Annotated in this window: 21 protein-coding genes; 7 read left to right on the forward strand and 14 right to left on the reverse strand. The window is 65.9% G+C overall.

Annotated features, from left to right (window positions below):
* The first annotated feature begins 6 nt into the window (after positions 1-6).
* Entirely contained in the window at positions 7-1,311 is a 1,305-nt protein-coding gene (locus E3N86_RS11750) for an O-antigen ligase (RefSeq protein WP_134511998.1), read from the forward strand.
* Between the two features lie 24 nt (positions 1,312-1,335).
* Here the strand turns inward: E3N86_RS11750 and E3N86_RS11755 are convergent, their stop codons facing one another.
* Together E3N86_RS11755 and E3N86_RS11760 are read right to left on the reverse strand one after the other, a co-directional pair.
* On the reverse strand, positions 1,336-2,370 hold the full coding sequence (locus tag E3N86_RS11755; RefSeq protein ID WP_134511999.1) for a glycosyltransferase family 2 protein: 1,035 nt from the start codon (positions 2,368-2,370) through the stop codon (positions 1,336-1,338).
* A complete protein-coding gene (locus E3N86_RS11760) occupies positions 2,370-3,539 on the reverse strand; it encodes a glycosyltransferase family 2 protein (protein WP_241986056.1) in 1,170 nt (389 codons plus the stop codon). Before E3N86_RS11760 ends, E3N86_RS11755 begins: the two co-directional genes overlap by 1 nt.
* Before the next feature lie 58 nt (positions 3,540-3,597).
* Between E3N86_RS11760 and E3N86_RS11765 the strand changes: the two genes are divergently transcribed.
* Genes E3N86_RS11765 through E3N86_RS11775 form a run of 3 tightly spaced genes read left to right on the forward strand, consistent with a single transcriptional unit; the run spans position 3,598 to position 6,721 of the window.
* On the forward strand, positions 3,598-4,473 hold the full coding sequence (locus E3N86_RS11765) for a glycosyltransferase family 2 protein (protein ID WP_134512001.1): 876 nt from the start codon (positions 3,598-3,600) through the stop codon (positions 4,471-4,473).
* Complete coding sequence (locus E3N86_RS11770; RefSeq protein ID WP_134512002.1) at positions 4,470-5,627, forward strand: hypothetical protein; 1,158 nt, start codon at positions 4,470-4,472, stop codon at positions 5,625-5,627. The genes E3N86_RS11765 and E3N86_RS11770 overlap by 4 nt, the downstream gene beginning before the upstream one ends.
* Positions 5,624-6,721 carry a glycosyltransferase family 1 protein gene (locus E3N86_RS11775; protein ID WP_134512003.1) on the forward strand — a complete coding sequence of 366 codons (1,098 nt, stop codon included), beginning with the start codon at positions 5,624-5,626 and terminating at the stop codon, positions 6,719-6,721. Before E3N86_RS11770 ends, E3N86_RS11775 begins: the two co-directional genes overlap by 4 nt.
* On the opposite strand, the gene E3N86_RS11780 is transcribed toward E3N86_RS11775, so the two are convergent.
* Genes E3N86_RS11780 through E3N86_RS11810 form a run of 7 tightly spaced genes read right to left on the reverse strand, consistent with a single transcriptional unit; the run spans position 6,697 to position 13,757 of the window.
* Complete coding sequence (locus E3N86_RS11780) at positions 6,697-7,860, reverse strand: glycosyltransferase family 4 protein (RefSeq protein ID WP_166785082.1); 1,164 nt, start codon at positions 7,858-7,860, stop codon at positions 6,697-6,699. The genes E3N86_RS11775 and E3N86_RS11780 overlap by 25 nt on opposite strands.
* Positions 7,853-9,469: a DUF2142 domain-containing protein gene (locus E3N86_RS11785; RefSeq protein ID WP_134512005.1), complete on the reverse strand. Its 1,617-nt coding sequence runs from the start codon at positions 9,467-9,469 to the stop codon at positions 7,853-7,855. Before E3N86_RS11785 ends, E3N86_RS11780 begins: the two co-directional genes overlap by 8 nt.
* On the reverse strand, positions 9,466-10,752 hold the full coding sequence (locus tag E3N86_RS11790) for a hypothetical protein (protein ID WP_134512006.1): 1,287 nt from the start codon (positions 10,750-10,752) through the stop codon (positions 9,466-9,468). Before E3N86_RS11790 ends, E3N86_RS11785 begins: the two co-directional genes overlap by 4 nt.
* Positions 10,749-11,717 carry a UDP-glucose 4-epimerase GalE gene (galE, locus tag E3N86_RS11795; RefSeq protein ID WP_134512007.1) on the reverse strand — a complete coding sequence of 323 codons (969 nt, stop codon included), beginning with the start codon at positions 11,715-11,717 and terminating at the stop codon, positions 10,749-10,751. Before galE ends, E3N86_RS11790 begins: the two co-directional genes overlap by 4 nt.
* The gene (locus E3N86_RS11800) at positions 11,714-12,097 is read right to left on the reverse strand and encodes a DUF2304 domain-containing protein (protein WP_134401211.1); all 384 of its coding nucleotides are present in this window, start codon (positions 12,095-12,097) and stop codon (positions 11,714-11,716) included. The genes galE and E3N86_RS11800 overlap by 4 nt, the downstream gene beginning before the upstream one ends.
* A gap of 24 nt (positions 12,098-12,121) precedes the next feature.
* A complete protein-coding gene (locus tag E3N86_RS11805; RefSeq protein ID WP_134401285.1) occupies positions 12,122-12,811 on the reverse strand; it encodes a glycosyltransferase family 2 protein in 690 nt (229 codons plus the stop codon).
* A 43-nt stretch (positions 12,812-12,854) separates the two neighbouring features.
* The gene (locus tag E3N86_RS11810) at positions 12,855-13,757 is read right to left on the reverse strand and encodes a glycosyltransferase (RefSeq protein ID WP_166785083.1); all 903 of its coding nucleotides are present in this window, start codon (positions 13,755-13,757) and stop codon (positions 12,855-12,857) included.
* 195 nt (positions 13,758-13,952) lie between these two features.
* Between E3N86_RS11810 and E3N86_RS11815 the strand changes: the two genes are divergently transcribed.
* Positions 13,953-15,344, forward strand: coding sequence for a hypothetical protein (locus E3N86_RS11815; protein ID WP_134420539.1), 1,392 nt, complete (start codon positions 13,953-13,955; stop codon positions 15,342-15,344).
* An 83-nt stretch (positions 15,345-15,427) separates the two neighbouring features.
* Here the strand turns inward: E3N86_RS11815 and E3N86_RS11820 are convergent, their stop codons facing one another.
* Positions 15,428-17,680 carry a hypothetical protein gene (locus E3N86_RS11820; protein ID WP_134401214.1) on the reverse strand — a complete coding sequence of 751 codons (2,253 nt, stop codon included), beginning with the start codon at positions 17,678-17,680 and terminating at the stop codon, positions 15,428-15,430.
* Between the two features lie 201 nt (positions 17,681-17,881).
* On the opposite strand from E3N86_RS11820, the gene E3N86_RS11825 reads away from it, so the two are divergent.
* Together E3N86_RS11825 and E3N86_RS11830 are read left to right on the forward strand one after the other, a co-directional pair.
* Positions 17,882-18,802 (forward strand): ABC transporter permease, encoded by a 921-nt coding sequence (locus E3N86_RS11825; RefSeq protein WP_134420541.1) that lies wholly within the window; start codon positions 17,882-17,884, stop codon positions 18,800-18,802.
* 4 nt (positions 18,803-18,806) lie between these two features.
* On the forward strand, positions 18,807-20,033 hold the full coding sequence (locus E3N86_RS11830; protein WP_134512009.1) for an ABC transporter ATP-binding protein: 1,227 nt from the start codon (positions 18,807-18,809) through the stop codon (positions 20,031-20,033).
* On the opposite strand, the gene E3N86_RS11835 is transcribed toward E3N86_RS11830, so the two are convergent.
* The 4 genes from E3N86_RS11835 to E3N86_RS11850 are packed head-to-tail and all read right to left on the reverse strand — an operon-like array spanning position 20,030 to position 24,479.
* Positions 20,030-21,325, reverse strand: a complete 1,296-nt coding sequence (locus tag E3N86_RS11835) for a glycosyltransferase family 4 protein (RefSeq protein ID WP_134512010.1) — start codon at positions 21,323-21,325, stop codon at positions 20,030-20,032. The genes E3N86_RS11830 and E3N86_RS11835 overlap by 4 nt on opposite strands.
* Before the next feature lie 44 nt (positions 21,326-21,369).
* Complete coding sequence (locus E3N86_RS11840; protein WP_134512011.1) at positions 21,370-22,359, reverse strand: glycosyltransferase family 2 protein; 990 nt, start codon at positions 22,357-22,359, stop codon at positions 21,370-21,372.
* On the reverse strand, positions 22,352-23,281 hold the full coding sequence (locus E3N86_RS11845) for an NAD-dependent epimerase/dehydratase family protein (RefSeq protein WP_134512012.1): 930 nt from the start codon (positions 23,279-23,281) through the stop codon (positions 22,352-22,354). The genes E3N86_RS11840 and E3N86_RS11845 overlap by 8 nt, the downstream gene beginning before the upstream one ends.
* Positions 23,274-24,479: a glycosyltransferase family 1 protein gene (locus tag E3N86_RS11850; protein ID WP_134401219.1), complete on the reverse strand. Its 1,206-nt coding sequence runs from the start codon at positions 24,477-24,479 to the stop codon at positions 23,274-23,276. The genes E3N86_RS11845 and E3N86_RS11850 overlap by 8 nt, the downstream gene beginning before the upstream one ends.
* Between the last annotated feature and the right edge of the window lie 146 nt (positions 24,480-24,625).

A 24,625-nucleotide genomic window follows, 5' to 3' on the forward strand; every position in this document is an offset into this window, starting at 1 on the left:
AACGTCATGACCTACCGCGCGTATCCCCCCGCCGTGCCGGACCAGTTCACACGGCTGTTCGCCTCCCCCAAGTTCGCCTCCTCGCTGGCGCTGGTCATCATCGGCTTCGCCTTTTCGACCACTGCCCTGCGCGCCGTGATCGGCCCGCCCGGCGTCGTCGGCATTCTCGTGGGCCTCGTCGTGCTGGCCGCGTTCTCGCTCACCGCCCGCTGGGCCGGCGTCGACTGGCACGGGCTCCTGCCGATCTCGATCATGGTCTTCGTGGGCTGGTGTGCCCTGTCGGTGCTGTGGTCCAGCTACCAGCTGCACACCCTCAGCGCCTCGCTCTACCAGCTCGCCTTCACCTTTTTGGCCATCTACATCGCCCTGGCCCGCGACACAATCCAGGTCGTGCGCGCCACCGGCGACGTGCTGCGGGTGCTGCTCGGAGTGTCCCTGGCTCTGGAGGTGCTCTCCGGCCTGCTGCTCGACACGCCCTTCGTCTTCCTCGGCATCCAGGGCAACATCGGCTCTTTCGGGCCCGTGCAGGGCCTCTTCGGCTCTCGCAACGTGTTCGGGTTGGTCTCGCTGATCGCGGCGGTCACTTTCGCGGTCGAGCTGCGGTCCCGGTCGGTGCGGCGCGGGCTCGGCATCGGCTCCATCGCCTTGGCCGTGTTCGGCCTGCTACTCACCCGCTCCCCCGTCATCCTCGTGGTGGCCCTGTTCGTGGGCCTCGCCGCGCTGGCGCTGATCTGGCTGCGCGCCACGCCCGCCGCGAACCGGTGGCTGCTGCAGATCGGGCTGCTCGGCGGCACCGTCGTGGCCGGCATCATCGCGGTTGCGGCCCGCGCGCGCATCACCGACCAGCTGAACGCGGGCAGCGAGTTCGAGGCCCGCACCACACTCTGGGGCGAAATCTGGCGTCTGGCCATGCTGAACCCGCTCGAGGGCTGGGGTTGGGCCGGTCTCTGGCCCGTCGACGTCACGCCCTACGGCTGGCTCAGCTTCGTCACCGGGCGCCCGCAGGCCTCCGCGCTGAACGCGTTCCTCGACGTCTACTTCCAGGTCGGCCTGGTCGGCCTCCTGTCGTTCTTCGCGCTCGTGACGCTCGCCTTCTGGCGGTCGTGGCTGCTCGCCTCGGATAAGCGCTCGATGGTCTACGTCTGGTCGCCGCTGGTGCTGGTGACCCTGCTGGTCACCTCGGCGGCCGAAAGCACCGTGCTGGTCGACTTCGGCTGGCTGCTGCTGCTGATCTGCGCCGTGAAGGCCGCGCAGGGCAAGAGCTGGCGCAGCCTGTTGCAGCCCACCCCGCACCGGCACCCGGAGAACTGAGCAAGGGCCGAGCCGAGCGAAAGCTCAGACCGGCTGCACCAGGTCGCGCAGCATGTCCTGCAGGCCGAGGCCGAAGCGACGGTAGTCGCCGGCACGCCAGCCCGCGAAAACGGACGCGACCCGGGCCGCGCGCAGGGCCGGAAGGGTGCTGCGCCGGCGTTCGTGGGCCAGCTTGGCGTCGATCAGGGCGAGCGTTCCGGCTGCCGGCGCAGGCTGCAGCTGCGCCGCCCGCGCCTGCAGCGCCTGAGCTCGGGCCAGCAAACGGGCGTTGCGCGCCGTGCGCGGCGCCCGCAGCCGGCCAAGCCTGCCGGCCGCGTCGAGGCTGGAGGCGCCGATCTGGTTTCCTGCGTGCTGGCGGTAGTCCAGCAGCGGGATTTCAAGCAGGTCGACCTCGCCGGTCGCGGCGGCAACGATCGCCAGCCATTCGTCGTGCACCCACGCCGCCGGAAACGGTCGTGCACGCTGCACCAGCCCGCGGCGCAGCATCACGGTGGCGCCGGTTACGATGTTGCGGCGCAGCAGGATGTCGAAGGCTTTCCCCTCATGCTCCGCGGCACGCTCCGCGGCGGTGACCCCCAGGGTGGCGAGCAGGGTGCGGTCCGTCGGCAGGCCCGCCTCGTCGACGAGTCGGGCATCCGTATGCAGCAGTTGCAGGTCCGGGCGAGCCCGGAACTCGGCGATCAGCAGGGCCAGCCGCTCCGGGGGCCACACGTCATCCTGGTCGCTGAGCGCGATCAGCTCGCCCGTGCAGTCAGTGAGCGCCTGCTCGAAGTTCGCGGTGACGCCCAGCGGCGCAGAGTTGCGGATCAGGCGCAGGGTCACGGCCTGCCGCGGATGCTCTACCTTCCAGGCGGCGAAGACGCTTTCCACCTCAGCCGGGGTGTCGTCAGTGGAGCCGTCGTCGGAGACGACGATCTCGTCGGCGGGCGCGGTCTGGCCGAGGATGCTGCGCAGCTGCTCCTCGATGAACGCGGAGCCGTTGTAGGTGCAGAGGGCCACGGACACGCGCGGCAGGGATGCCCCGGACGCGCGCGACGAGGAAGCGGTGGAGCGAGCCATCAGCGTCGCTTCAGGCCGACCGACAGCACGCCGAGGAAGAGGCCGCCCATGACCGTCTGCGAGCCCAGCATCATCAGCAGGGCCGATGGGATGGCCACCCGCACGGTGGCACCGGCCTCAAGCGCGCTATAACCGCCCGCCGCCCAGCCGATCAGCTGCGACAAGGCTATGCCTAGGCCGATCAGGAACAGCACGACCCCGAGGATCGCACCGCTCTCGAGGCTGATGCGTTTCTCGAGCCGTTCGAAGTTGCGGCTGCGGGGGATGCGGAACCCCTCGTGCTGGGCGTAGATCTTGGTGAGCAGGGCGAACAGGAAGGCCTGGTAGCCGACGACCGCCAGGGCGGCCAGGTAGATCTGACTGGAGTAGGTGAAGCCCACCTCCCCCACCACGACGGGTCCGAAGCCGAGCAGCACGGTGCCGACCAGGCCGATCAGGAACGCGGAGATGCCGGGGATCAGGAACAGCCAGCGCGGGCTGAAGATGAGCAGGAAGCGCAGGTGCCGCCAGCCGTCCCGCCAGCTGCGCAGGTGCGGCGGCCGGCTGCGGCCGTCCTTCTTGAGCGTGGTCGGCACTTCGCTCACCCGGGACCCACCGAGTGTGGACTTGACCACCATCTCGCTGGCGAACTCCATGCCCGAGGTCTGCAAGTGCAGGGCAAGCATCGACTGGCGGTTGAAGCCGCGCAGCCCGCAGTGGAAATCCTTGATCGGGGAACGAAACAGGGAGCGCCCGATCCACGACAGCACCGGGTTTCCGAGGTACCGGTGCAGCGGCGGCATGGCGCCGGGTTCGATGCCGCCGCGAAAGCGGTTGCCCATGACCAGTTCATCACTCGCACGCAGCCGCTCAACGAAACCGTCGAGTTCGCTGAAGTCGTAGCTGTCGTCGGCGTCACCCATGATCACATAGGTGCCGTGGGCGGCCTCCATGCCTACGATGAGAGCGCTGCCGTAGCCTTTTTCCGTGACATTCACGACCCGGGCCCCGTGCGCCTCGGCGATCTGCTGCGACCCGTCAGTGCTGCCGTTGTCGGCGATCAGGACCTCACCGGTGATGCCGCTTCGCCGCAGATATCCCTGGGCCTTGTCGATGCAGATCGCAAGCGTCTCGGCCTCATTGAGGCACGGCATCAGGATCGAAAGTTCAATGGTTGCGGTGATTGTCATGCTCGCTGCAAGTCCCGTCATTGTTGGTCTGGCCCCCTCATCGTACAGACTGGGCTGTGTGGACCTTGGACTGGTTGTGTCGACGCTCGGCCGTGTCGAGAGCCTGAAGCGACTCTTCGATTCCCTGTCTGGTCAGCTATTGGTGGGTGACACGCTCCTTGTGGTCGCCCAGCGAAACCTGTCTGAAGTGGAGGCCCTCGCATCCGTCTATCGCTCGGAGAGCATTCGAATCATCGTGACGACGTCGCCGCCCGGGGCTGCCCGCGGCCGGAACGCGGGCGTCGCGGCGCTGCCGGCCGACCGGGATCTGCTGCTCAATTTTCCCAATGACACCACCTGGTACCCACCGGGCGCGCTGCAACGAATGAGGCTTCTCCCCGAGAGCTTCCTAGCGGGCGCCCTCACAGTGGTCGACGAGAACGGGCCCAAGTTCGTGCTGCCCGAGCCGGGCGCGGCCCTGACCCGGTGGACGGTCTGGAGCGTGATCGAGATGGGCATCCTGATCCGGCGCAGCGTGTTCGACCGGATCGGGGGCTTCAACCCGGAGATTGGCACCGGCGCCCCGACGCCCTGGCAGGCCGGGGAGGCCACGGACCTGCTCCTGAAACTGATCCGTGCCGGGGAGCACCTCGGCTTCGCCTGGCAGCCGCCCGCGCTCACGGTGGGCGGGATCAGCGACCCGAGCGGGCTCAGCAGCGCGGAACGCCGTCACAAGCTGCGCGGCTACGGCCGCGGGCTGGGACGCCTGGTGACCCGCTGGCGGTATCCGTTGTGGTGGCGGTTCGCGTTCCTCGGCGGCGGTCTGTTCTTCGGTCTGCGCAATCGCGGCACGAACGCCCTCACTGACGGCTGGTGGGTGTTCCTCGGCCGGCTCGAAGGAATGCTCGGGCGCACCCTCGGCCCCGTCGGCACGCTCACCGCGGTGACCCGATGACGGCCGATCTGCCCGCCCCTCTCCGTCTGCGCCGGGCCACACTCAGCCTGATCACCCTGCTCGGGGGTGTATCGCTGGCCGTCATCCCCGCAGCAACGGTCGCCATCTCGTCCCGACTGTTCAGCCGGCCGGAGCAGGGCGTCATTGCCGTGGCGGTGATGGTGGCCACCTTCGCCGGCCAGCTCACCTTCGCGGTCGTGCTGGAATCCCGGCTCAGCTCGGCGGCAACCGACCGCCGGGTGGTGTTCCCGCTCTGGCTGGCCGGCCTTGCCCTGGTCGCCGCCGTGGTGATCGCCCTCAACGCCACGAACCCGGTCGTGCTCTGTCTCGGCCTGCCTCTGCTGATCGCCGCGCTGGAAGTGGGCCGGGGCGTCTCGGTCGCCGAGCGTCTCGACCTGCGGGAGATCTGGGCATCCATCGCCGTGGGGCTCGGTGCCCTCGCCGGTGTGGCGGCAGCGTTCACCGGCCAGGACTGGGCGCTGATCCCGCTCGTGGCCGGAATCGCCCTGGCCACCCTGGTGCGCTGCCTGCCGGTGACGCACCGGGCCAGTCGCCCCGAGCCGGCTGTGATGAGCTGGGTGGTGGCCGACACGGCGATCACCGGGGTGATCTATCCGCTCCTGAATGTCATGATCTTGACACTGATCGGGCCCGGCGGCGCAGTGCTGTTCACGGCGATCGCGACGGTGTCCGGCCTGCTCGCGATCCCTCTGAACTTCATGCGACTGCGGCTGCTCAAGGAGCATTCCCGCCTCGACATCGTGGTGTCGGCCGGCGCGGTGGTCGCGGCCGTGGTGGTGCTGATGATGCTGGAGCTCACCGGAGTGCTCGGCTTCATCTTCGGCGGCGTCTGGACCGGCTCGGCCGCCGTCCTGCCGCTGGTGCTCGCGTGCGGCTGGCGGGCCGCGTCGCTCGCCACGACGATTCCGTTCGCCGCGCTGCGCCGGATGGGCGAGGTGCGGCTGCTCACCGGGCTGCGCGCCGCAGTCTCCGTCATAGCGTTCGTCCTCGCCGGGATCGGCCTGGCGCTGAACAGCCTATCCGCCGTGTTTCTAGGGCTGCTCATCGCTGAGCAGGCCTCGGCGGTGGTCTACGAGCTCGCGCGACGCCGCCGGGTGCGCGCCGCCGCGCCGGTCGTGGCGGCCGCCGCATGAGCCGTGTCCTCGTCGATCTGCTCTTCTACACCGGCCGCAAGGGCGGCATGGAGTCGTACGTGCGGGAGGTGTACGGCCGGATCGAACCGGATGCGGGCGGGATCGAATTCATCGGCCTCGCGTCGAGCGAGCTAGCCGGCTCGGACACGTCCTGGTTCCCCGGCGAGATCGTCGACTCGGGCATCAGCGGTGAGAACCGGATCGCCTGGGCCCGCGGTGAGCTCGTCACCGTCGCCCGCGCGGCCCGCCGGCTGCGCGCCGATCTGGTGCACTGTCCGGCAAACCTCGGCCCGGTCTGGTCGCGGGTGCCCGTGGTGCTCACGGTGCATGACCTGCTGCCGTTCCGGCATCCGGAATACGTGCCTGGGGTCTATTCGCGCATTCTCCGCACCATGATCCGGGTGGCCGCGCACGGCGCCCGCCGCGTTCTCACCGTGAGCGTCGCCTCGGCAGAAGACATCGTGCGCTACCTGCGGGTTCCGGCCGCCCGCATCGACGTGGTGCCGCTCGCGGGCAAGGACCCGGCTGCTAACCCGGACCCTGTGCCTCTCCCCCGGTTGCCTGGCCGGCTAATGGCGGTGGGCAACCGGATGCCGCACAAGAACTTCCCCCTGCTGCTGGAGGCCCTCGCCCTGGTCCCCGCCGAGTCCCGGCCGCACCTGGTGATCACCGGCAGCCACGGCGACGACCCGCTTGCCCCCGTCGTTGCCCGGCTCGGTCTGGCGCCGTGGGTGTCGCTGCGGGGCTGGCTGAGCGCCGAGGAACTCGACCGGCTCTACGCCGAGTCGAGCCTGATCGTCTTCCCGACCCTTTTCGAGGGCTTCGGACTGCCGGTGTTGGAGGCCATGTCCCGAGGCTGCCCCGTGGTCTGCTCCGACATCCCGGTGCTGCACGAGGTCGCCGGAGAGGCGGCCGTCTACATCGCGCCGCGGGATGCCGCGGCCCTCGCGGCGACGCTGTCCCGCCTGCTCGACGACCCGGCCGAGCTGGCGCGCCTGTCAGCACAGGGCCGTGACCGCGCCCGCACCTTCTCGTGGGCGAAGACCGCCCTGGACACCCTGGCGTCGTTTCAGCGGGCTCTCGCCGAGCGGTAGCGCGCCAGGATCTGGTCGACCGAGGCGCTCAGGCCGTGGCTGACCCGCTCGCGCCGGAACCAGTCGAGCGCGGAGCGTCTCAGGGGCTCGCCGGCCTCGACCGCTCGCACGATAGCCCCGCCAAGTTCGGCGGGCGCCACGGAAAGGGCCACGTAGCCGTTGACGCCGTCGACGACCAGCTCCGCTGCGGCGTTGTCGAGGCCCGCCACCACCACGCTGGGTGTGCCGAAGGCCGCCGCCTCGGCGATGACGAGCCCGAAGCCCTCCCGGGCCGACGGGTTGACCAGCACCCGAGCACCCTGCACGAGGCCCCTCAGCTCGTCATCGCTCACCCGGCCGAGCAGCTCGACGGCGGAGTCCAGGCCGAGTTCGGTCACCCGGGCGGCCACGCGGGGCGTTTCCGGGCCGGTGCCCACGATAACCGCGCGCAGGGTCGGAACCTGGCTGCGGGCCTCCCGCAGGGCCGGAATGAGATCGATCACGCGTTTGTCGGCGATGTGCCGACCCACGAAGACCAGGTACGGGTCTTCGGGCCGTTCGGTCATGGCATCGGGCTCGTCGCCGACGAGGTCGACCAGGCCCAGGGCGACCGGCTGAGCACGGCGCCGATAGCGGCGAAGCCGGGCACCGGTGAACTCGCTGTTGACGGTGTGCAGGTCACCGAGGCGGATGCCCACGGTCTGCAACAGGAAGGCGATCGTTCCCGGCAGTGCGCCGGCGTACTCCCGCCACTTCGGCCACGGCCAGACCTCGAGCCAGTCGGCGACCACGAGTGCCGGCGTGCCGACGAGGGCCAGCCGCACCGCGAACAGGTTCAGCACTGGCAGGGTGCTGACGACCACGACGTCGTAGCTCCCGCGCCGACGGAGGAAGTGGCGAAACAGCGCCGCTGCGAAAGCGATCGCGCTCCGTGGCGTGCGGGTGCCGCGGGCATCGTAGATGTCGCCCTGCCACACCGGCACGATGGTGAAAGGCGCTGCCGGGGGCGCATCCGTCGGCCATTGCCGGCGGGTCACGTAGTCGACCGGGCACCCTCGCTCCCCAAAGAGCTCGGCCAGGCGGCGGTACACGCGTTCGCCGCCACCGGTGTTGACCGGGAAGAGGCAGTCGAAGGCGACCGCCACCCGCGGTTCAACCACGGACGGTCTCAGGCTCGGGCAACGCGGATGCATTGGTGTCGGTTTCTGCCTCGGCGGCATCGTCGGCCCGCGCGGATCTGACCGCCAGCCGGCCCGACCACAGCACGAAAAGGAGTGAAACGAGGCCGTAGAGGGCCACCAGGGTCATCGCGCCGAGCGGTGGCTCCCAGTCGGGGTTCTCCCACATTGTGCTGAACGATTCGTCCGTGCCGACCACGTAGCGCCGCAGCACCAGGAAGAACGCCCCCAGGCCGTAGACGGCGACGAGGGTGACGCCGATCCAGGTCAGGCGGGTGGACAGGAACGCCAGACGCCGCCCCGAGCGCCCGGACAGGAGCCAGGCGGCCACGAGCGTCACCCCCACGTAGAGGAAGAGCCCGTAGCGGCCCTGCCAGATGATGCCGGTCTGGTGCACGCTGTAGCCCTGCACGAGAGCGGGGACCAGCACCGCGGCAGCCGCAATGACACCCATGGTCACTACGCTGCGTCGGTCCAGTCCGGTGCAGGCGAGCGCCACCAAGATGGCCGTGGCGGCCACGAACGGCCAGTAGTTCGGCCCGGAGAGGGGCGTGTCGAGCCAACCGAAGAACCCGATGGCCTGATGAAAATAGTCCGGCGTCAGGCGGATGACATAGGCGAAGCCCTGCACGAAGGAGGCCCCCACCTGGGGCGCATCCGAGGCATCCGCCTGGCCGGAGAGGCTGCCGCCGCGGAGGGTCCAGAGGATCGAGAACAGCCCGCCGGCCGCCACGAAAGCCAGCCCGAGATAGGAGGAACCCGTCGTGAAAAGAGTCTTCACCGCCCGCCAACCTGTGGCCGCGAAGCACAGCCCGACCACGACCACGAGCCACAGCGGCCCCGTCGCTCGAGCGGTGACCAGCACGATCGACGCAACCGTGACGATGAGCCAGAGGTGGCGACGGGATAGCGACGACACCACTCCCGGGTCACGGCCGTCGAAGTGCTGCAGCAGCCGGAGCAGGGAGATCCAGAGCGCGCCGGCCGCAGCGATCTCGATGCCGTTGGGATTAACAGCCCCGAAGAGGTACACGACCATGGGCGCCGCGAGAAAGGCCAGCCCGAACGGCAGCCAGCGGGAACGCCGCACCGACATTGCGGATTGGAAGGCCCAGGCCACGAAGACCGAGCACAGCAGGCCGCTGATGATGCGCATGGAGTAGATCCCGGCCGATCCGTCGAGCAGGAGAGTCGGCCAGCCGACGAGGTAGTAGTAGATCGGGTTGTACGCGCTCACCCAGGTGTTGAACGAATCGTTGCCGCCTTCGTCCCCGAGTTCGAACCCGCAGTCTGCGGTCATCTCCGAGTGGAAGAGGTAGCAGACGATCTGCTGGCTGTAGGAATACTCCTCCGGCAGGTCGACGACGGAGTGTTTGACCCCTTCCACGGCGTGCCCGGTGAGGTCACCCCGAACCTGTGCGATGGCCTTCGTTGCGTGGGCGTTCTCGTCGGGGACGGAGAAAATCGGGCTGGCCAGCGACCACAGGGTGGCGAGCGTCGCCATCAGGGCGAAGGCCGTCCAGAAGACGGACCGGGTGTGCGCTGGTTCGTGGCGGACGCGGGGCGCCGTCCGGGAAGACAGCGCCCTCATGACACGTCTCGTGGGAGGTGGTCTCGCCGTTGCGCAGACGCCCGCACGACAGACGTGATGTGAATGAACAGACCGGCGGCGGGCCCGATGACCAGAGCTGCAATCACGCGATCACCGATGGCCCAGGGCATCAGCACCGCGCCCATGGCGATGACGGCCGCAACGACCCACCCGGCCGTGTAGGCGGTGTGACTGTCACGGGAAAGAACGGCCGGCCCGGTCACGAAGAGCCCGGCGATCATCCCAGATGCGCACACCAGCGGAACCAGGAGGTCGCTCACCTGCCTCACCGTGTCGCCGAACAGCCAGACGAAGACCTGTTCGCCCCAGAGCACCGTCATCCCCGCGAAGACCGCAGTACCGATCGCGACGACCGTGAGGAAAAGGACCAGAGCGCGGATGATGTTCGCTTCACGGGACGCAAAGAAGACCAGCAGGTAACTCTGAAATGCAGTGAGTGGCACGAGCAGGGGCGCCCGGAGGAGTGTGATAGCCAGAATGAGAGCGCCGAAATAGGTCCGGTCGACTCCGTCAGCGAACAGCGCGAGGAGCGCCGGGAACCCGGTGACCATCGCCGCCATGGCCGCAGCCGCCAGCATGGTGCGGGAACTGTTCCAGAGCAGGCCGCGATAGGTGCCGTCGACGTACCGTGCACGTGCCAGCCGCTTGCGGGCAACCAGCAGGGCGATTCCCATCGTGATCGGGAACGGTGCGATCACGGCCCAGGCCAGCCAGGTCTGGTCACCGCCGAGCGCGAGCACCGTCAGGACCGCTGCGAGGCGCAGAGCGCCATCCAGGCCCACGATCAGAGCCAGGTCCGCCCAGAGTCCCAGTCCGGAGAGGACCCCGCTGAGGGAGGCGACCGCGACACAGGCCACCGCTCCCACCGCCAACGGCACGACCAGTCCGAGCTGACTCGCCCCGAAAGCCGGGAGCGCCCAGAGCGGGAAACTCACCGCGATCACGATACCGACGATCCCGGCCGCGAGAAGAACAAACTTCGGGACCGGAACGCGGGGCTGCCCCGGTGCCTCGGCGGTGGTGCGTGCGCGGGTGCGCGCCGATACGGCTCGGGTCATCTCCTGTTGAAGGCCGAAGAGACATCCCACGATGAAGTAGAGAACGGCCCAGAAGACAGCGAACACAGAATAGGCAGCGAGGCCGGCCTGCTGGGCCACCGCCAAGGTGACGAGATAGCCGGAAACCCCGGCCACCACGGCCGCTCCCCCGATGAGGAGGATGCTGAGCTTTCCCCGCCGGCCGCTGCCGGTGGATTCACTCACCGAAATGATTCCTGGGCGCTCCAAGCTGAGCTCACCATGTCGCTCAGGGAGCGGGTCGCTGACCATCCCAGGACTCGACCGATCTTGTCGACCTCGGCGACCACGGAGGCAGGGTCGCCCGGGCGGGGAGACTCGACGGACGGGTGCAGGTCGGTACCGGAGACAACGGCAACCTCGTTGACCACATCACGCACCGAATACCCCCGTCCTGTCCCGACGTTGAAAACGTCGAAGGCATCGGCCTGCACCTGGAGCCGGGACAGTGCCGCGATGTGCGCATCCGCGAGATCGGCTACATGGATGAAGTCCCTGACACACGTGCCGTCGGCCGTGTCGTACGTGTCGCCGAAGATGACGGGGTTCTTACCCTCGGCCATCTTCTGGAAGACCATCGGTATCAGATTGAGCACTGCTCGGTCGGCCAGCTCGGGCCGGGCGGCGCCCGCCACGTTGAAGTAGCGCAGGCTGATCGCGCGCAGTGGCCGCGCCGCTGTCTCGTCTCGGATCATCCACTCCCCGACGAGCTTGGTCTCGCCGTAGGGGTTCACCGGCCGTGTCTCGTCCGTTTCCAGGAGCGGGACCCCGGCACCGTTGCCGTACACAGCGGCCGAAGATGAGAAGACTAGGCGGGACACCCCCGCCTCGCCCATGGCCGCCAACAGATTGGCCAGACCACCGAGGTTCTGCTGGAAATACCATGTGGGGCGCTGCACCGACTCGCCGACCTGCTTACGCGCGGCCAGGTGCACGACCTCGTCCACATCGTGCTCGATCATCAGGTCGCGAAGGCGTGCGACCGCGGTGCCTTCGGACAACTCCAAACGCACGATCGGCACGCCGGGCACCCGGCCTTCGATGCCGGTGACGACGTCGTCCGCGATCACGACCGACCGCCCCTGCTTGCACAGAAGATCCACGATGTGAGCTCCGATGTAGCCTGTGCCACCGGTCACCAGGGTTGTCATGCGGGGTTGACATCTTCCGTCGGGGTTCGGCCTTCGCGCGCCGTGATTGCTTCGGTCAGTGCGATCTGGCGGGCCAGGTCGGTTATCTGCCGGTCGAGTCGCCGGTTGTGAGCGGATGACGTGACGGCGAAGCCGAGGAAGACCACGATCAGTCCGTAGAGGAGCAGGTCCGTTCCGCGGCCGACTCCGAGCACGGCAGCGACCGAGTTGGTCAGGTTCGGGAAGATGACGGCGATGACCGCACTCACCATGACCAGCAACAGAGTCAGACGACGGATGGCCATTCCGCGCGCACCGCGGCGGGGCAGCAGGATCACCAGACCCAGAACCGCGAATACTGTGATCAAGACAACCTTGATCAGGATTTGATTAGCGTCCATGGGGTTCCGTCCCTCGCAGTCCGGTCATTTGAAGATGAGGTCGCTGATAATGTTGACGGAGTTCCAGACGGACTGGCCCTTCGACCTCGAATAGTCCGTATAGATGATGTGCACCGGCTGCTCGGCGTACCGGAGTCCCAGCCGCCCGATTTCGTTGACGATCTCGGAGGCGTGGGCCATCCGGTTCTGGGTCACCCGAATCGAACTCGCCGCCTGGCGAGACAGGGCCCGAAGTCCGTTGTGCGCATCGGTGAGGCGCACACCGGACGTGACGTTCTGGAAGACGACGGCGGCCTTGAGCACCAGCCGTTTGATCGCGCCGGGTTTCGTGCGGTCGTCGAGGAAGCGCGACCCCACCACGATATCCAGCGGCTCCGTCGCCAGGCGCCTGACCATGTCCAGAGCATCCTCGACCCGGTGCTGCCCGTCGGAGTCAAAGGTCACGAAGTACTCTGCCCCCGGGTCGGTGAGCGCATACCGCAGGCCGGTCTGCAGCGACGCGCCCTGGCCCAGGTTGATGGGGTGGTGCACGACGTGGGCACCGGCCCGCCGCGCCGCCTCGGCGGAGTCGTCGGTGCTGCCGTCGTCCACGCACACCACGTGGGGGAAAGTCTCCCTGGCGTGACGGATGACGTCCCCCACCACGGCTGCTTCATTGAAGAGCGGGATGACGAGCCACGTCTTTTCCGCGACCATCCGGTCCGCTTCGCTCATCGCCGCATCCGTCGGACTAACGCCCTTGGTCGTATCATCTGCCTTATAACCCATCGGACTTGGCTGTGCCTTTCCCACTCGCTCTCGAGCCTAGGCCCTTGCTCCCTGGGGGACGGACCCGGAACAACAGTGCGTAGGCGAACCTTAATGCGCGTTGCGGGAGTGCCCTGAACGCACTTCGGACCAGCAGGTTCGCATACATTCGAGGCGTTCTGATCAGACCGTACGAGCGCAGGTTGCGCTGCATCTGCACCTCCGCGGCGAACATCCCTCGGGCGGACCGACGCTTGAACATGGCCGGGTCGGCCCGGAATAGGAGCAGCGGCTCCGCGAGATTCAGCATCGGATAGCCCCCGGCAGCCAGCCGGGCGAACAGGTCGTAGTCCTCCATATTGGGGACATGACGCACGCCGCCGACCGCCAGGGCCGCGTCCCGGTCCAGGAAGAGCGTCGGATTGTTGATCGGGCTGTTGGTCAGAACGTATCGCCGGATCCGTTCTTCCGTAAGCGGCATAACCCGCAGTCCGACGATGTTCTCCTCGTCGCCCTCGAATTCCAGCATGGCGGCGCCGATCGCCGCGTAGTGCCCACCGGAGGCGGCCTGCGCCTGCATTTCCAGCCGGTTGGGCAGGGAGACGTCATCGGCGTCCATCCGGGCGACCCAGCGGTTTTTCGCCGCTTCAATGCCGGCCTGCATCGCGTAGGCCACGCCCCGATTCTGTGCCAGGGAGATTCGGCGCACCCGGGAGTCGACCCCGCCGAGTTCGGCCACGACCGCGTCAAGGCCCGCGCCCAACGGCCCGTCCTCCACGATCAGGATTTCGTCGGCCGGAAGAGTCTGTTCCTGCATACTCCCGAGGGCCCTGCGCAGGTGGCCGGGCTCGACTCCGCTGTAGACGGGGATCACCACGGTGATCGGTTCGAAGGATTCGCCGACTGGGCTCACGGTGCTATCCATCCTTCTGTTCGTTGTACCCCGCTGCCGGGGATTATCTGCGCTCCCGACTAGGGTCGAAGTACCTATGGTACGTGGCCCACTAGATGGAGCGCGCACCCGTTCACGCCCCATCCGTCTTCCAGATATCGGGGCTGCCGGTATTCTCGACGGAATCCGGGTCGCCTCCGAGAGATTGATATGACCGTGTCACACGAGCAAACCATCACCCCCGCCGCCCCGCCCCAGTCGCGATGGAGGCGCCTCTTCATCGCCCTCTGGGTGCCAGTCGTTCTGGTCATTGCCTCGTTCGGGATGTCAGCCGTCGTGACCGCGAACCACGGACCGGCTCTCTCCCCTGTTGACGAGTGGGTCTATGTCGACTACCTGTTCAAACTCCCCGTTCAGGGCATCGTGCATGAGGGCGAGAAGATCGGCAAGGAAGCCCTCGTCATCATGTCGTGCGACGGCGTCACGCCGTACGGCCCGATGGGCCCGGCGTGCGGCAGCAGCGTCGCAGACCTGTCGACATTCCCGTATAAGGGCGTCACGTCGGCCGATGCTTACACTCCCGCCTACTTCGCGGTGACGCGTGTGATCGGAGACGCCGTCCACACGCTCACGGGCATCAGCCAGCTCTCGTCATGGCGGGTCACCGGGGCGCTCTGGCTCGGGCTGGCCTCCGTGCTTCTGCACCTCCTACTTCGGCAGTGGCGCATCCGGCGCCCGGTCATCCTCGGCCTTGGGTTGGCCCTGATCGCATCGCCGTTCGCCTGGTGGACCTATACGTATATCAGCACGGACGCTCCCTCCCTCGCCTTCGGCATCCTCATCCTCCTGGCGGCGGTAAAGATCGGCCGGGGCCAGTGGTCCGGGTGGTGGCTCGCGGTGATCTCAACGGCGGCGGTTCTCTTCAAAGTGACGAATGTTCTCGGCGTCTGCCTGGCTGCTCTGTACTTGCTCATACTGTGGCTGCTGGAGCGGAAAGAAACACAGTGGGCAGGCTGGAAGACTCGCAGACCATATCAGCGGAACCGGTCATCGCTCGGGCTACTTTTCTTCGCCGTCCTCGCGCTCGGCGCGTCGGTGGGCGCCCAGCTGGCCTGGCTGGCATTCCGCTCAGCAGAAGCGGTCGGCATCCCCGTCGATCAGGCGATCGGCATTCCGCTCACGCCTGAGGAGCTCGTCTCTCAGGTCGCGACGTTCCTTCCCGGCACAATCACCTCCAACGTCAATATCTCGGGCTCGTCCGACCTTGCCTATGCGATTCCCGGCTTCGTGGTTGCGCCGCTTTCATGGATTTGCGTGGCCGGGGTGCTGGGAGCCTTTTGGGCCCTGCGCAAGGGATCGAAGCTCACCCCTATGGTGGTGTCTGTGACGATGGCCGCTCTGTTCTTCGCGCCCATGCTCGCAATCATGATCCATGTGACGACCGGCAACTACTTTCCGCTGCCGCCGCGGTACGGAGCCTCGATCCTAGGGTCGTTCCTGCTGCTGGCCGGTCTCACGATCCGGAACCGCTGGGCTGTTGGCATCCTCGTAACCTACTCAGTCGCCCTTTACGCTTACGTTCTCGTCAACGCACCGTTGCTTGCCTGACACGGGCCCGGCGGCAGAGAACTGGCCCCGTGCGCTGTGCGCGCGGGGCCAGTTCTCTGGAAACCACGAAACGGCGGTTCCGGTCAGCTCCGCGTTCCACCGGTTCCAGGCGTCCAGGTGAGAACGCCACCGGAGAACGACTGAGTGCACACCGAGGCTCCGTCGCACGTCATCTCAGTCTTAGGCCAACCGATCGAGCCGCCCAGGCCTCCGAGCGCGTTGTAGTACGTGCGCATCTCGCCTCGGAGGGCATAGGCGCCGAACTGCTTCGACGCGGCGATGGCCCCCTTCTCGAAGGTCTGCACCGATCCTCCCCCGTTCGCGGCGACGAAGATCTCGCCACTGGTGGGCCATCCCAGGGCGCCTGTGGGTCCACCGGAAGTCGTGTAGGCACCGTTGATGGCGGTCCCGACGATCGATGCACCCTGTGTCGACGACCAGTACAGCGTGCCGCCCACGAACATCTGTGAACACCGCGAGGCATCGCTGCAGGACTGATCCCCGGTGGGCCATCCCAGCGTTCCGCCTATGCCACCGGCCTGATTGAACGCGGTGCGGATGTCCCCGGTAAGAGCGTGCGCTCCGCCGTTCGCAGACCAGGCGATGGCGCCCTTCTCGAATGCTTCAACCACACCGCCGCCGTTGGCTGACAGTGCCACGACGCCGGACGTCGGCCGGCCGAGTGAGCCGCTTGTGCCACCCAGCTGGTCGTACAGGCCCACCATCCTGGCGTCGACGTAGGCCCCCTGACCAGCGGTCGTCCAGTAGAGCTTCGCACCCTGGAACGATTGTGAGCAGTCGGCTTGTCCGCAGACCTGGTCCGACGTCGGCCAGCCGGCCGATCCGCCGATTCCGCCGACTGTGCCGAAGTAATCGCGCAGGGCACCGGAGAGTACGTGCGCCCCGCCGTTCGGGGACCAGGCGATGGCACCCTTGGCGAATCCCTGCACGCGCCCGCCACCGTTGACGGTGAGCGTCGATGGCGCCGTGGTCGGCAGGCCCAGGCTTCCCGCCGGACCACCGGCAGCCGTGTAGGCCCCCAGCAGTGCGGTCGGCACGAAGCTGCCGCCCGCGGCAGGCGAGGCATAGAACGTGCCTCCGGTAAAGGCCTGCTTGCACAGACCCGTCCCGTCGCAGGTCTGGGCGGCGGTCGCCCACCCGGGTTCGCCGGTGATTCCACCGGCTCGCGCCAGCTGGTTCCGGATCTCCCCGGTCAGGAGCCACGCTCCGGCCTTGGAGGACACGATGGCGCCCTTTTGGAAGCCCTGGACCGTGCCGCCACCGTTCTCAGCGACAACGTTAGGGTCTGTGATCGGCCATCCCAGCGCGCCCGTGATGCCCCCCGCCGCTCCATAGGCGGTGCGGATGGCGCCCGTGAGGACGTACGCGGTGGTGCCGGTTGACCAGGCGATGGCGCCGTTGACGTAGCCGCGAACGTAGCCGCCGCCGTTTGCCGTGTATTTGGTGACGCGCGTCGTCGGAGCACCCAGGTACCCGCCAGAACCGCCGGTACGCTGGTAGGCCCCTTCAATGTAGGTCTCGGGTCCTTCGATCGGAGATCCGAACCAGTCCGAGTACATGCGCCAGAAATTGCGGTTGCCGTACGAACTGCAGGTGTTGCCCGAGCCGTAGAGATTCGAGAGAGCCGGCCCGTTGGGCTGGTACGGCGTGTAGTTGTAGAGCCCGGCCGTGGCCTGGTTCCTGATGTAGACCGAGCTACTTCCGCACGCGGTATTCGGGTGGTACCACACGGCGTTCCAGCGATCAGGAGCGTGACGCCACCGGGTCGGATTGTTGGCGTAGTACTGGAATTGCAGCGCGGCCGCGTAAACTTGGTTGAAGAAGCCGTAGTAACTCGTGTCACAGTCGGCCGTGTCAGGGCATCCGTAGCCGGTGGCGCTGCGATACTGCCGCGCCGACGGCCAATCGTCCGTCACGATCCCCTGTTCTTTTTCGAGCAGAACGATTATTGCTTTCTGGCTGATATCACAAGCAAGGCCCACCTTGGCAATGATCTGCGCGGCGGACTCATTGGCTTGGCCCACATACGCGGCGCAGTCGTCGGAGACCGCGGCGCGCGTTGGCGTGTCCTGTCGATAGTCCTTCAAACAGACGTAGCCAGCACGACACGTCGGCACCCTCTCATTAAGGAATTGCTGAACCTGGGATGCGCTCATGGCGGACCCGTCGAAGAACAGGTTGTCGCTGATGATGTATGCCGGATCAAAAAAAGAAGCATCGGCAGCCTGGGCAGCTGGCGGCGGAGCGACTGCCATAAGAAGTGCGCCGGCAAGGGCCACCGCCAGCGTCAGCCCAGTCAGGCGTTTGAATCTCACAGGATCTCCATCTTGGTCGGCATGACGCCGGGTTGGCCAGGCGATCCCAGCAGCGAGAGATTCAGGCTCTCGTCGGCTACACCATTCCCCTGGAGGTAAGCAGATCCCAAGGCTATCGACTCACAGGGGATGCGGAGCCTGCAACACGACACGATTTCGCCTAGACTTGTCCAAGTCCGGCCCCACAATCGAGAGTTGTTCATGTCATTGGCACAAGCCCGCGATCGCGAACAGCGAGTTGCAAGGGAGAACCTCAAACCGGTCGGGCAGTCGACACATTTTGTGACCGGCACCTGGGCCTCCCTCAAGGACGTCTGGGGCAGCCGCGAGCTGACCTCCCTTCTGGTGCGACGAGAGCTCAAGGCACGTTACAAAGACAGCTCGCTCGGCATTGTCTGGAGCCTCGTCCGACCTCTCGCCCAGCTGCTCATCTACTACTTCGCTATCGGCCAAATCCTGGGCGTAGCACGCAGCATTCCGAGCTTCGCGATCTTCGTCTTCGTCGGGCTCACCACATGGGGGCTATTCGTCGAGATCGTCCAAGGCGGAACGACCTCCATCACCAACAACTCCGGCTTGATCAAGAAGATCTATTTGCCACGTGAGATCTTCCCGCTGGCAAGCGTCGGCGGTGCCCTCTTCAATTTTGGCGTGCAACTCATCATCCTCATTCTGGCCACGATAGTGGCCGGCCAGATTCCTCTTGACTTCAATCTGTTGTACGCCCCACTCTCGCTCGCTGTCCTCATCTCCTTCGCCACCGGGTTGGGGATACTCCTCGCCGGTTTGAACGTCTACTTGCGTGACGTGCAGCACCTTGTCGAGGTGGCGATCATGGTTCTCTTCTGGGCTTCGCCGATCGTTTACTCATTCTCGTTCGTGCACGACAAGCTCCAGGGAAACTGGCTCGAACAGATGTACCTAGCCAATCCGATTACCGTCGCCGTGCTCGGGATGCAGCGTGCATTCTGGGTGGCCGGCACCACCGAATCCACCTCGCAGAACTGGCCGGACGACCTGGCCATCCGGCTGTGGATCGCCCTGGGCATCAGTATCGTGATCCTCTGGATCGGCCAGCGCATCTTCTCGCGCATTCAAGGCAATTTCGCACAGGAGCTGTAACCCGATGACCACGCCGACAATCATTCACGTGGAAGATGTCTCCAAAAGATTCGTCATGCACAAAGACAAGTCCATCAAGGAACGCATCCTCAACTTTTCCCGGGCGCGTAAGCACCAAGACGATTTTTGGGCCCTCAAGGACATATCCCTCGATATCACCATGGGCACAACCGTGGGACTCGTCGGTCACAACGGATCGGGCAAGAGCACGCTGCTGAAGGTCGTCGGCGGGATCATCCAGCCCACGACTGGCAATGTCAGCCGGCGCGGGCGGATGGCTGCTCTCCTCGAGCTGGGTGCGGGGTTCCACCCGGATCTCACCGGCCGGGAGAACGTGTACCTTAACTCCGCCATCCTCGGACTCAGCCGCAGCGAAACTGACAGGTACTTCGATGAGATTGTGGACTTCTCCGGCATCGAGGACTTCATTGACACCCAGGTTAAGTTCTATAGTTCGGGCATGTACGTCAGACTGGCGTTCGCCGTGGCCGTGCACGTCGACCCCGACCTGCTCCTCGTCGACGAAGTTCTTGCCGTGGGAGACGAACCGTTCCAGCGCAAGTGCATGGCCAAGATCGCGCAGTTCCAAGCCGAAGGCCGAACGATCGTCCTGGTCAGCCACTCCGCCGAACAGGTCGGTGCACTCTGCGACAGAGTCGTCGTACTCGAACACGGTGAGATGCTCCACGACGGCGACCCGGCACAGGCGCTGCGGGTGCTCCGAGGCAGTTTCTCCGACGAGCAGGTCCGGCATGAGGAGAAACTCGAGGCCGAAGGCAGGCCAGAGCACCACGTCGTCGCGGTCCCCCAGGTCAGCGTGACCGCATCGCGGCTGGACGCAGCCAGCGTCATTGCTCCGGGCTCCGACATCCACGTGAGCGTGCAGTACGAGGTTCTCGAAACCATCGACCCCTGGCTGATCGGCGTTGCCCTCGAGACCGCGGTCGGCAATGTGGTCTATCGGATGACAACCCGTGAACTCGGTGAGAAACTCCCGCTGGAACGCGGCACCTATAAGTTGAACGTGACGTTCAAGAATCACAATCTGGGTGGGGGTTCGTACTCCGTCAGCGTTGGCCTGGCCTATGAGGCCGGCGAAACGATCCTGGTCGTGAACCCTGCCGCCACGTTCGAGGTCGCCGACTACGGCATCGGGCGTGGCGCGATCCGTCTGGATGTCGAATCCAGCGTGCAGCGGCTAGAGGCCGCCCGGGCCGCCGGCCTCACCTAGAGACCGCCCAGCATCGAACGCAGCTTCCGGAAGGTCCGGTTCACCCAGCTGTGCCGGATTCGGCTCAGGGTGCGGAAGAGCTGGCTCGAGTAGAGCTCGGCCTGTTCCTGCCTCATCGTGGTGAGCGCGTCTTCCTGCTCGAGTAGCTCTGCCTCGAGCTTGATTGTGGCTGCCTCGAGCTCGATCGCGGCCGCCTTGAGCTCGTTGGAGAGTGCCTCCATCCGGATCCACTCACGCACGTAGGAGCCGAAAGCGGCCTGAACGTTCTCGTGTCCCTGAATCTGCTGAGGGGTGAGCTTACTGACCGGCCTGCGCCGTTCCGAGACGAACTCGAGCAGGTCCTCGAGCCGTTCCGGTAGGAGATACACGCGAGTCCAGTCGCGACGCACCAGGGCCGCCTCCGCGACCGCGTCGTCGAATCCTTCGGAGATCTCTACGACGATTTCCGCAGCCGTCTTTGTGCCCGCTCGCCTGCCGGAAAAGTTCTCCCAGCGGGCGTCCTCGATGTTCGCCCGGGTGATCCAGCCAGGGCCTCCGAAATGGTCGTAGCAGTACACGGGGACGCCGGCGACGATCGAGTACTGCACCGTCTTGCCGATGGAGATCATCGCGTCGGTGTCGGCCAGGGTATCGGGCGTCACCCGACGCGGCGTGGCGCCCAGCTCGGATTGGGAGCCGATGACGACCAGGTCGAACCGTTCCCGGATCCCCTCAAACGCGGCGACGAGTTCGGGCGGGATGTGATTGGAGACCACCGTGATTCGACGCTCGTTGTTCGGGGCCGGTGAAACGTCGCCGAATCGGGCTGGTGCAGCGTTCCCCATGACTTGGAGACGATCTGGGTCCACATCCTCGTAGACCCCCGTCGCTCGATGGATTTCAAGCGATCGCGGTGACTCGAACAGAACGGCGGTGGCCAATGCCGATTCCAAGACCGCAGCCATCGTGAACTCAGCCGGGAGAATCGATGACATGTGGTGGAACACGAACAGGATCTCGTCGGCGTGTTCCAGTACGACCACTGGAATAATGGAGTGCTGAATCCAAGCGAGGTCAGGAAGCCGCTCCTGAAGGTTCGCAGCGAGGGCGTCCTCCCACAACTCAAACACCGTGACACCCTCAATCCGGTCGAACTCCTGGCGGATGGGATAGCCGAAGGAGTGGGTCGCGATGACGACCTCCACACCTTGCCCGGCAAGATACTCCGCCAGCTCCAGGGTGACGATCTCGGCGCCCATGTAGCGCAGCAGGTGCGCCTGAGTGATTAGGAACTTCGACCCTTTTAGCTGCATTTCAGATCCTTGAAAGTCGTGGAGTCGGGACAGACGAGAGTCACTCAGATTTTCCGCGACTTCTCCAGCGATCCCGAGTCCAGGGCAGCCTGGTCGGTGAGATCCGTCAGCGTCGACGCTCGGTAACTCGTCCACTTCCGCACCTGGTAGCGCGGGTTCATGGCGAGCCAGAAGAGCCGTCGCTTCCAGCTGAAGTCACGATCTCTGAGGATGCGCAGCGTGTCGCCGACGACTCCCCGAGTGGTGAGGCGAAGTTGCGTCCGACCCGTCATGGGCGGAATCGGGAAACCGATCTGTCGTAGGCCGATGGTCTCGTCGAAGATCCGCTTGCCGTACTCGGACAGAGTGAGGTCGTTGGAGTGCTCGACTGCTGCGCGACCGGCATACGCTTTGCGATAGCCGGCCTCGATCAGGTCCTTGCCGAAAAGCTGGTCCTCCGCGTAGCGAACATCGCGGTAGGGGATGGTGTTGAGCAGGAAGTCGCGCCGCGCGGCCGAATTGACGTCCGAGTAGAAACTGATGGCGTTCAGCACGCCCTCACTCTGCACGAACGCGTCCTTGTAGAACACAGAGGTGCCGAAGTCCGGCCCGAAGCCCGCGAATACGCCCTGGATCTCATACTTGAGCAGAGGGAAGCAGTCGGCGCGCGGAAGCTGCTTGCCCATCACGGCGACGATACGCTCGTCGAGCCGGAACGGTTCCAACAGTTCGCGCAGCCACTGACGCGAGGCCGGGATGGCGTCGTGGGTCAGGTAGGCCACGAACTCGCCGGTCGCCAGCTGTGCGGCCAGGTTGCGGGTCTTGCCGTGGCCGAACTCCGAATTCGGGATCTCGTGCAGGCGCACCGAAGGGAATCGGCGCACGATGTCCAGGGTCGAATCCGTCGACCCAGAATCGATCACGAGCACCTCGACGGCACCGTCCAGCTCCTGACCCAGTACTTCGGTCAGGATGCGTTCGAGGTAGTCCTCACCGTTGTAGGTGAGGATCGCGACCGTTGCACGGGTCGGGGTCGCGGCGGTTGGATCAGTCATTCGGGTGGTCTCGGATCTCTTCGTAGGTCAGCCTGACGCCCTCGTCAAGCTCGGTCATGTCTGCGGTTCCGAACTCCGCCCGGTAGCGCTCAGTGTCCAGCACGACCCGGTCGACGAACGTGGGCGGGGCCGGTCGTTCCTCGACAGCGAAGTCGATTCCGGTGACCCGGTGCAGGGAGTTGATGATGTCGGTCACCGAGTAGCCGATGCCGCTGCCCAGGTTGTACAGGTCGAATTCGGTGTCCACGCCCACCATCGGCGTCACCATCCGAACCAGGTCCTCCACATAGACGTAGTCGCGCACCATCAACCCGTTACCGAGCCGGATCACCGGCCTGCCCAAGGAGATCTGGCGCAGGGCGATCGGGATCAGACCCTGCTTCTTGTTGGGCTTCTGGCGCGTGCCGTAGGGGTTCGAAATACGCAACGCGGTGGACTCGAGGCCGTGCGTGGCCTTGAAGTAGTGCAGGTAGTGCTCAATCGACAGCTTGCCGATCCCATACGGGGAAATCGGCAGCGCCCGGTCCATCTCGGAATACTCGGCCTTGCCCTGCGGACCGTAGATGGCACCGCCGGTCGAGGCGAAGTAGAACCGCTTGATCCCCGCGGTCGCGGCCGATTCGAGGAGTTCAACGGTCTGGGCGACGTTGGTGCGGATGTCCAGGGTCGGATCGCTCTCCGCGGTCGCCGGGCTCGTGGTCGAGAGAAAGTGGAAGACGTAGTCCTGGCCGTCGACGGCCCCCTCGAGATCCGAGCGGCTGAGGAACTCACCCTGCAGGACCCGAACTCCCGGGGCGGTGAAGGTCGGCTGCTGCGAGCTAAACCGGTCGAAGGCGGTGACGGAGTGCCCGCCGGCGGCGAGAGAATCGACCAGGTGGGACCCGATGAAGCCGTTGGCGCCGATGACGACTGTCTTAGCCACGCATGGCCCCTTCGAACGCCGCGAGGAATTGCACGCCGGAATCCGACCAGTTGACCTGGGCGACCGACTCCGACATCGCGATCGATCGTGCGACCGCATCGGGGTGGTCGAACACCTCGGCCATCTTGCGCGCGATGGCCAGCGGCGAGGCAGGCACGTACTCGATGAAGGGGTTGTCCGAGACCATCCGGTTGTTCGGCCCGTCGTTGACCACGGGAGTGACACCGCTTGACAACAGTTCCAGCGGAAGCAGGGACATATTGGACAGCGACATCACCAGACCCGCGGCGCAGCGGTTATACACGGCGTTGAGTTCGGAGATGTCGAGGCTCGAGAGGTTCGTGTACTCGAACGGGATGTTCCAGTTCGAGACGTCCCAACCGGCCAGGTTGATGCGTACCTCGGGCTTGAGCCGGGCGAACTCCGTCAGGGCGAGCAGCCCGAATTCGAAGGCGCGGCGTGGTGTGACCGGCCGGGCATAGAAGAAGACCTCAGTGCGCCGTCCCACATTCGTGACGCTGTAGTGGGTCTTGTCCACCGCGAAATCGAAGTGGTCCGTGGTCATGCCATATTCGGTGGCGAGCTTGTGGGCCAGCCACCCGCCGGCGGTGATGCCGTGAAAGCCGAATTTGTAAGTGTTGCCAGCTAGCAGGGATTCGGTGCCGAGCGGGTAGAAGCTGGCCTCGTAGTCCTGCACGAAATAGAACCGGCGAGCATCGGACTTGTCAAGGTAGGTTGGATAGGCGGTCTCCCACCCGGTGGCGACGAGGGCTTGGGTACTCGCGTCGACGCCCTGCTCGCGGTCGTACATCGTGATGCGGGCCGCTACTTCCGGGTATGCCCCGGCAGACTTCAACATCGCGCGGATGTCGGGGATGCTCACGGCGGCGGCACTCGTCGTGTAGAGATAGATCGAACAGCGGTGCCCGGCTTTCTCGGCGATGTCGATGAACCGGAACAGGTTTTGGTGCCCCCCGCTCTCGAGCCCGGGAGGCGACATGATCCAGGCGATGTCCACAGGGCCCTCTTCGACTACGGTCGGCGAGACGCGCCAATGCGGGGACTGGGTCCAGTCCAGCTCCGCCGCATCCTCGTTCGCGACGAGCATGACGGTCTCATGGCGCGCGATCTTCGTGCTGGCCTTGGTCAGGCTGCGCACGATGAAGACGCGCGGGCCCTCCGCGCGCAGAACACGCACGGGTCGAAGGGCGATGTGCAGCGCCTTGCCAACATAAACTCGGAGACCCTGTTCGCGGATAATACGAAGGCTCCTGCGGAACACGGTCAAGAGATCCCCTTGTGGGTCGGCATCGGATCGGTGTCAGTAGATGTAGGCATATCAGG

Source organism: Cryobacterium sp. Hz7, from assembly GCF_004402815.1.
In the GTDB taxonomy this organism is placed as follows: domain Bacteria; phylum Actinomycetota; class Actinomycetes; order Actinomycetales; family Microbacteriaceae; genus Cryobacterium; species Cryobacterium sandaracinum.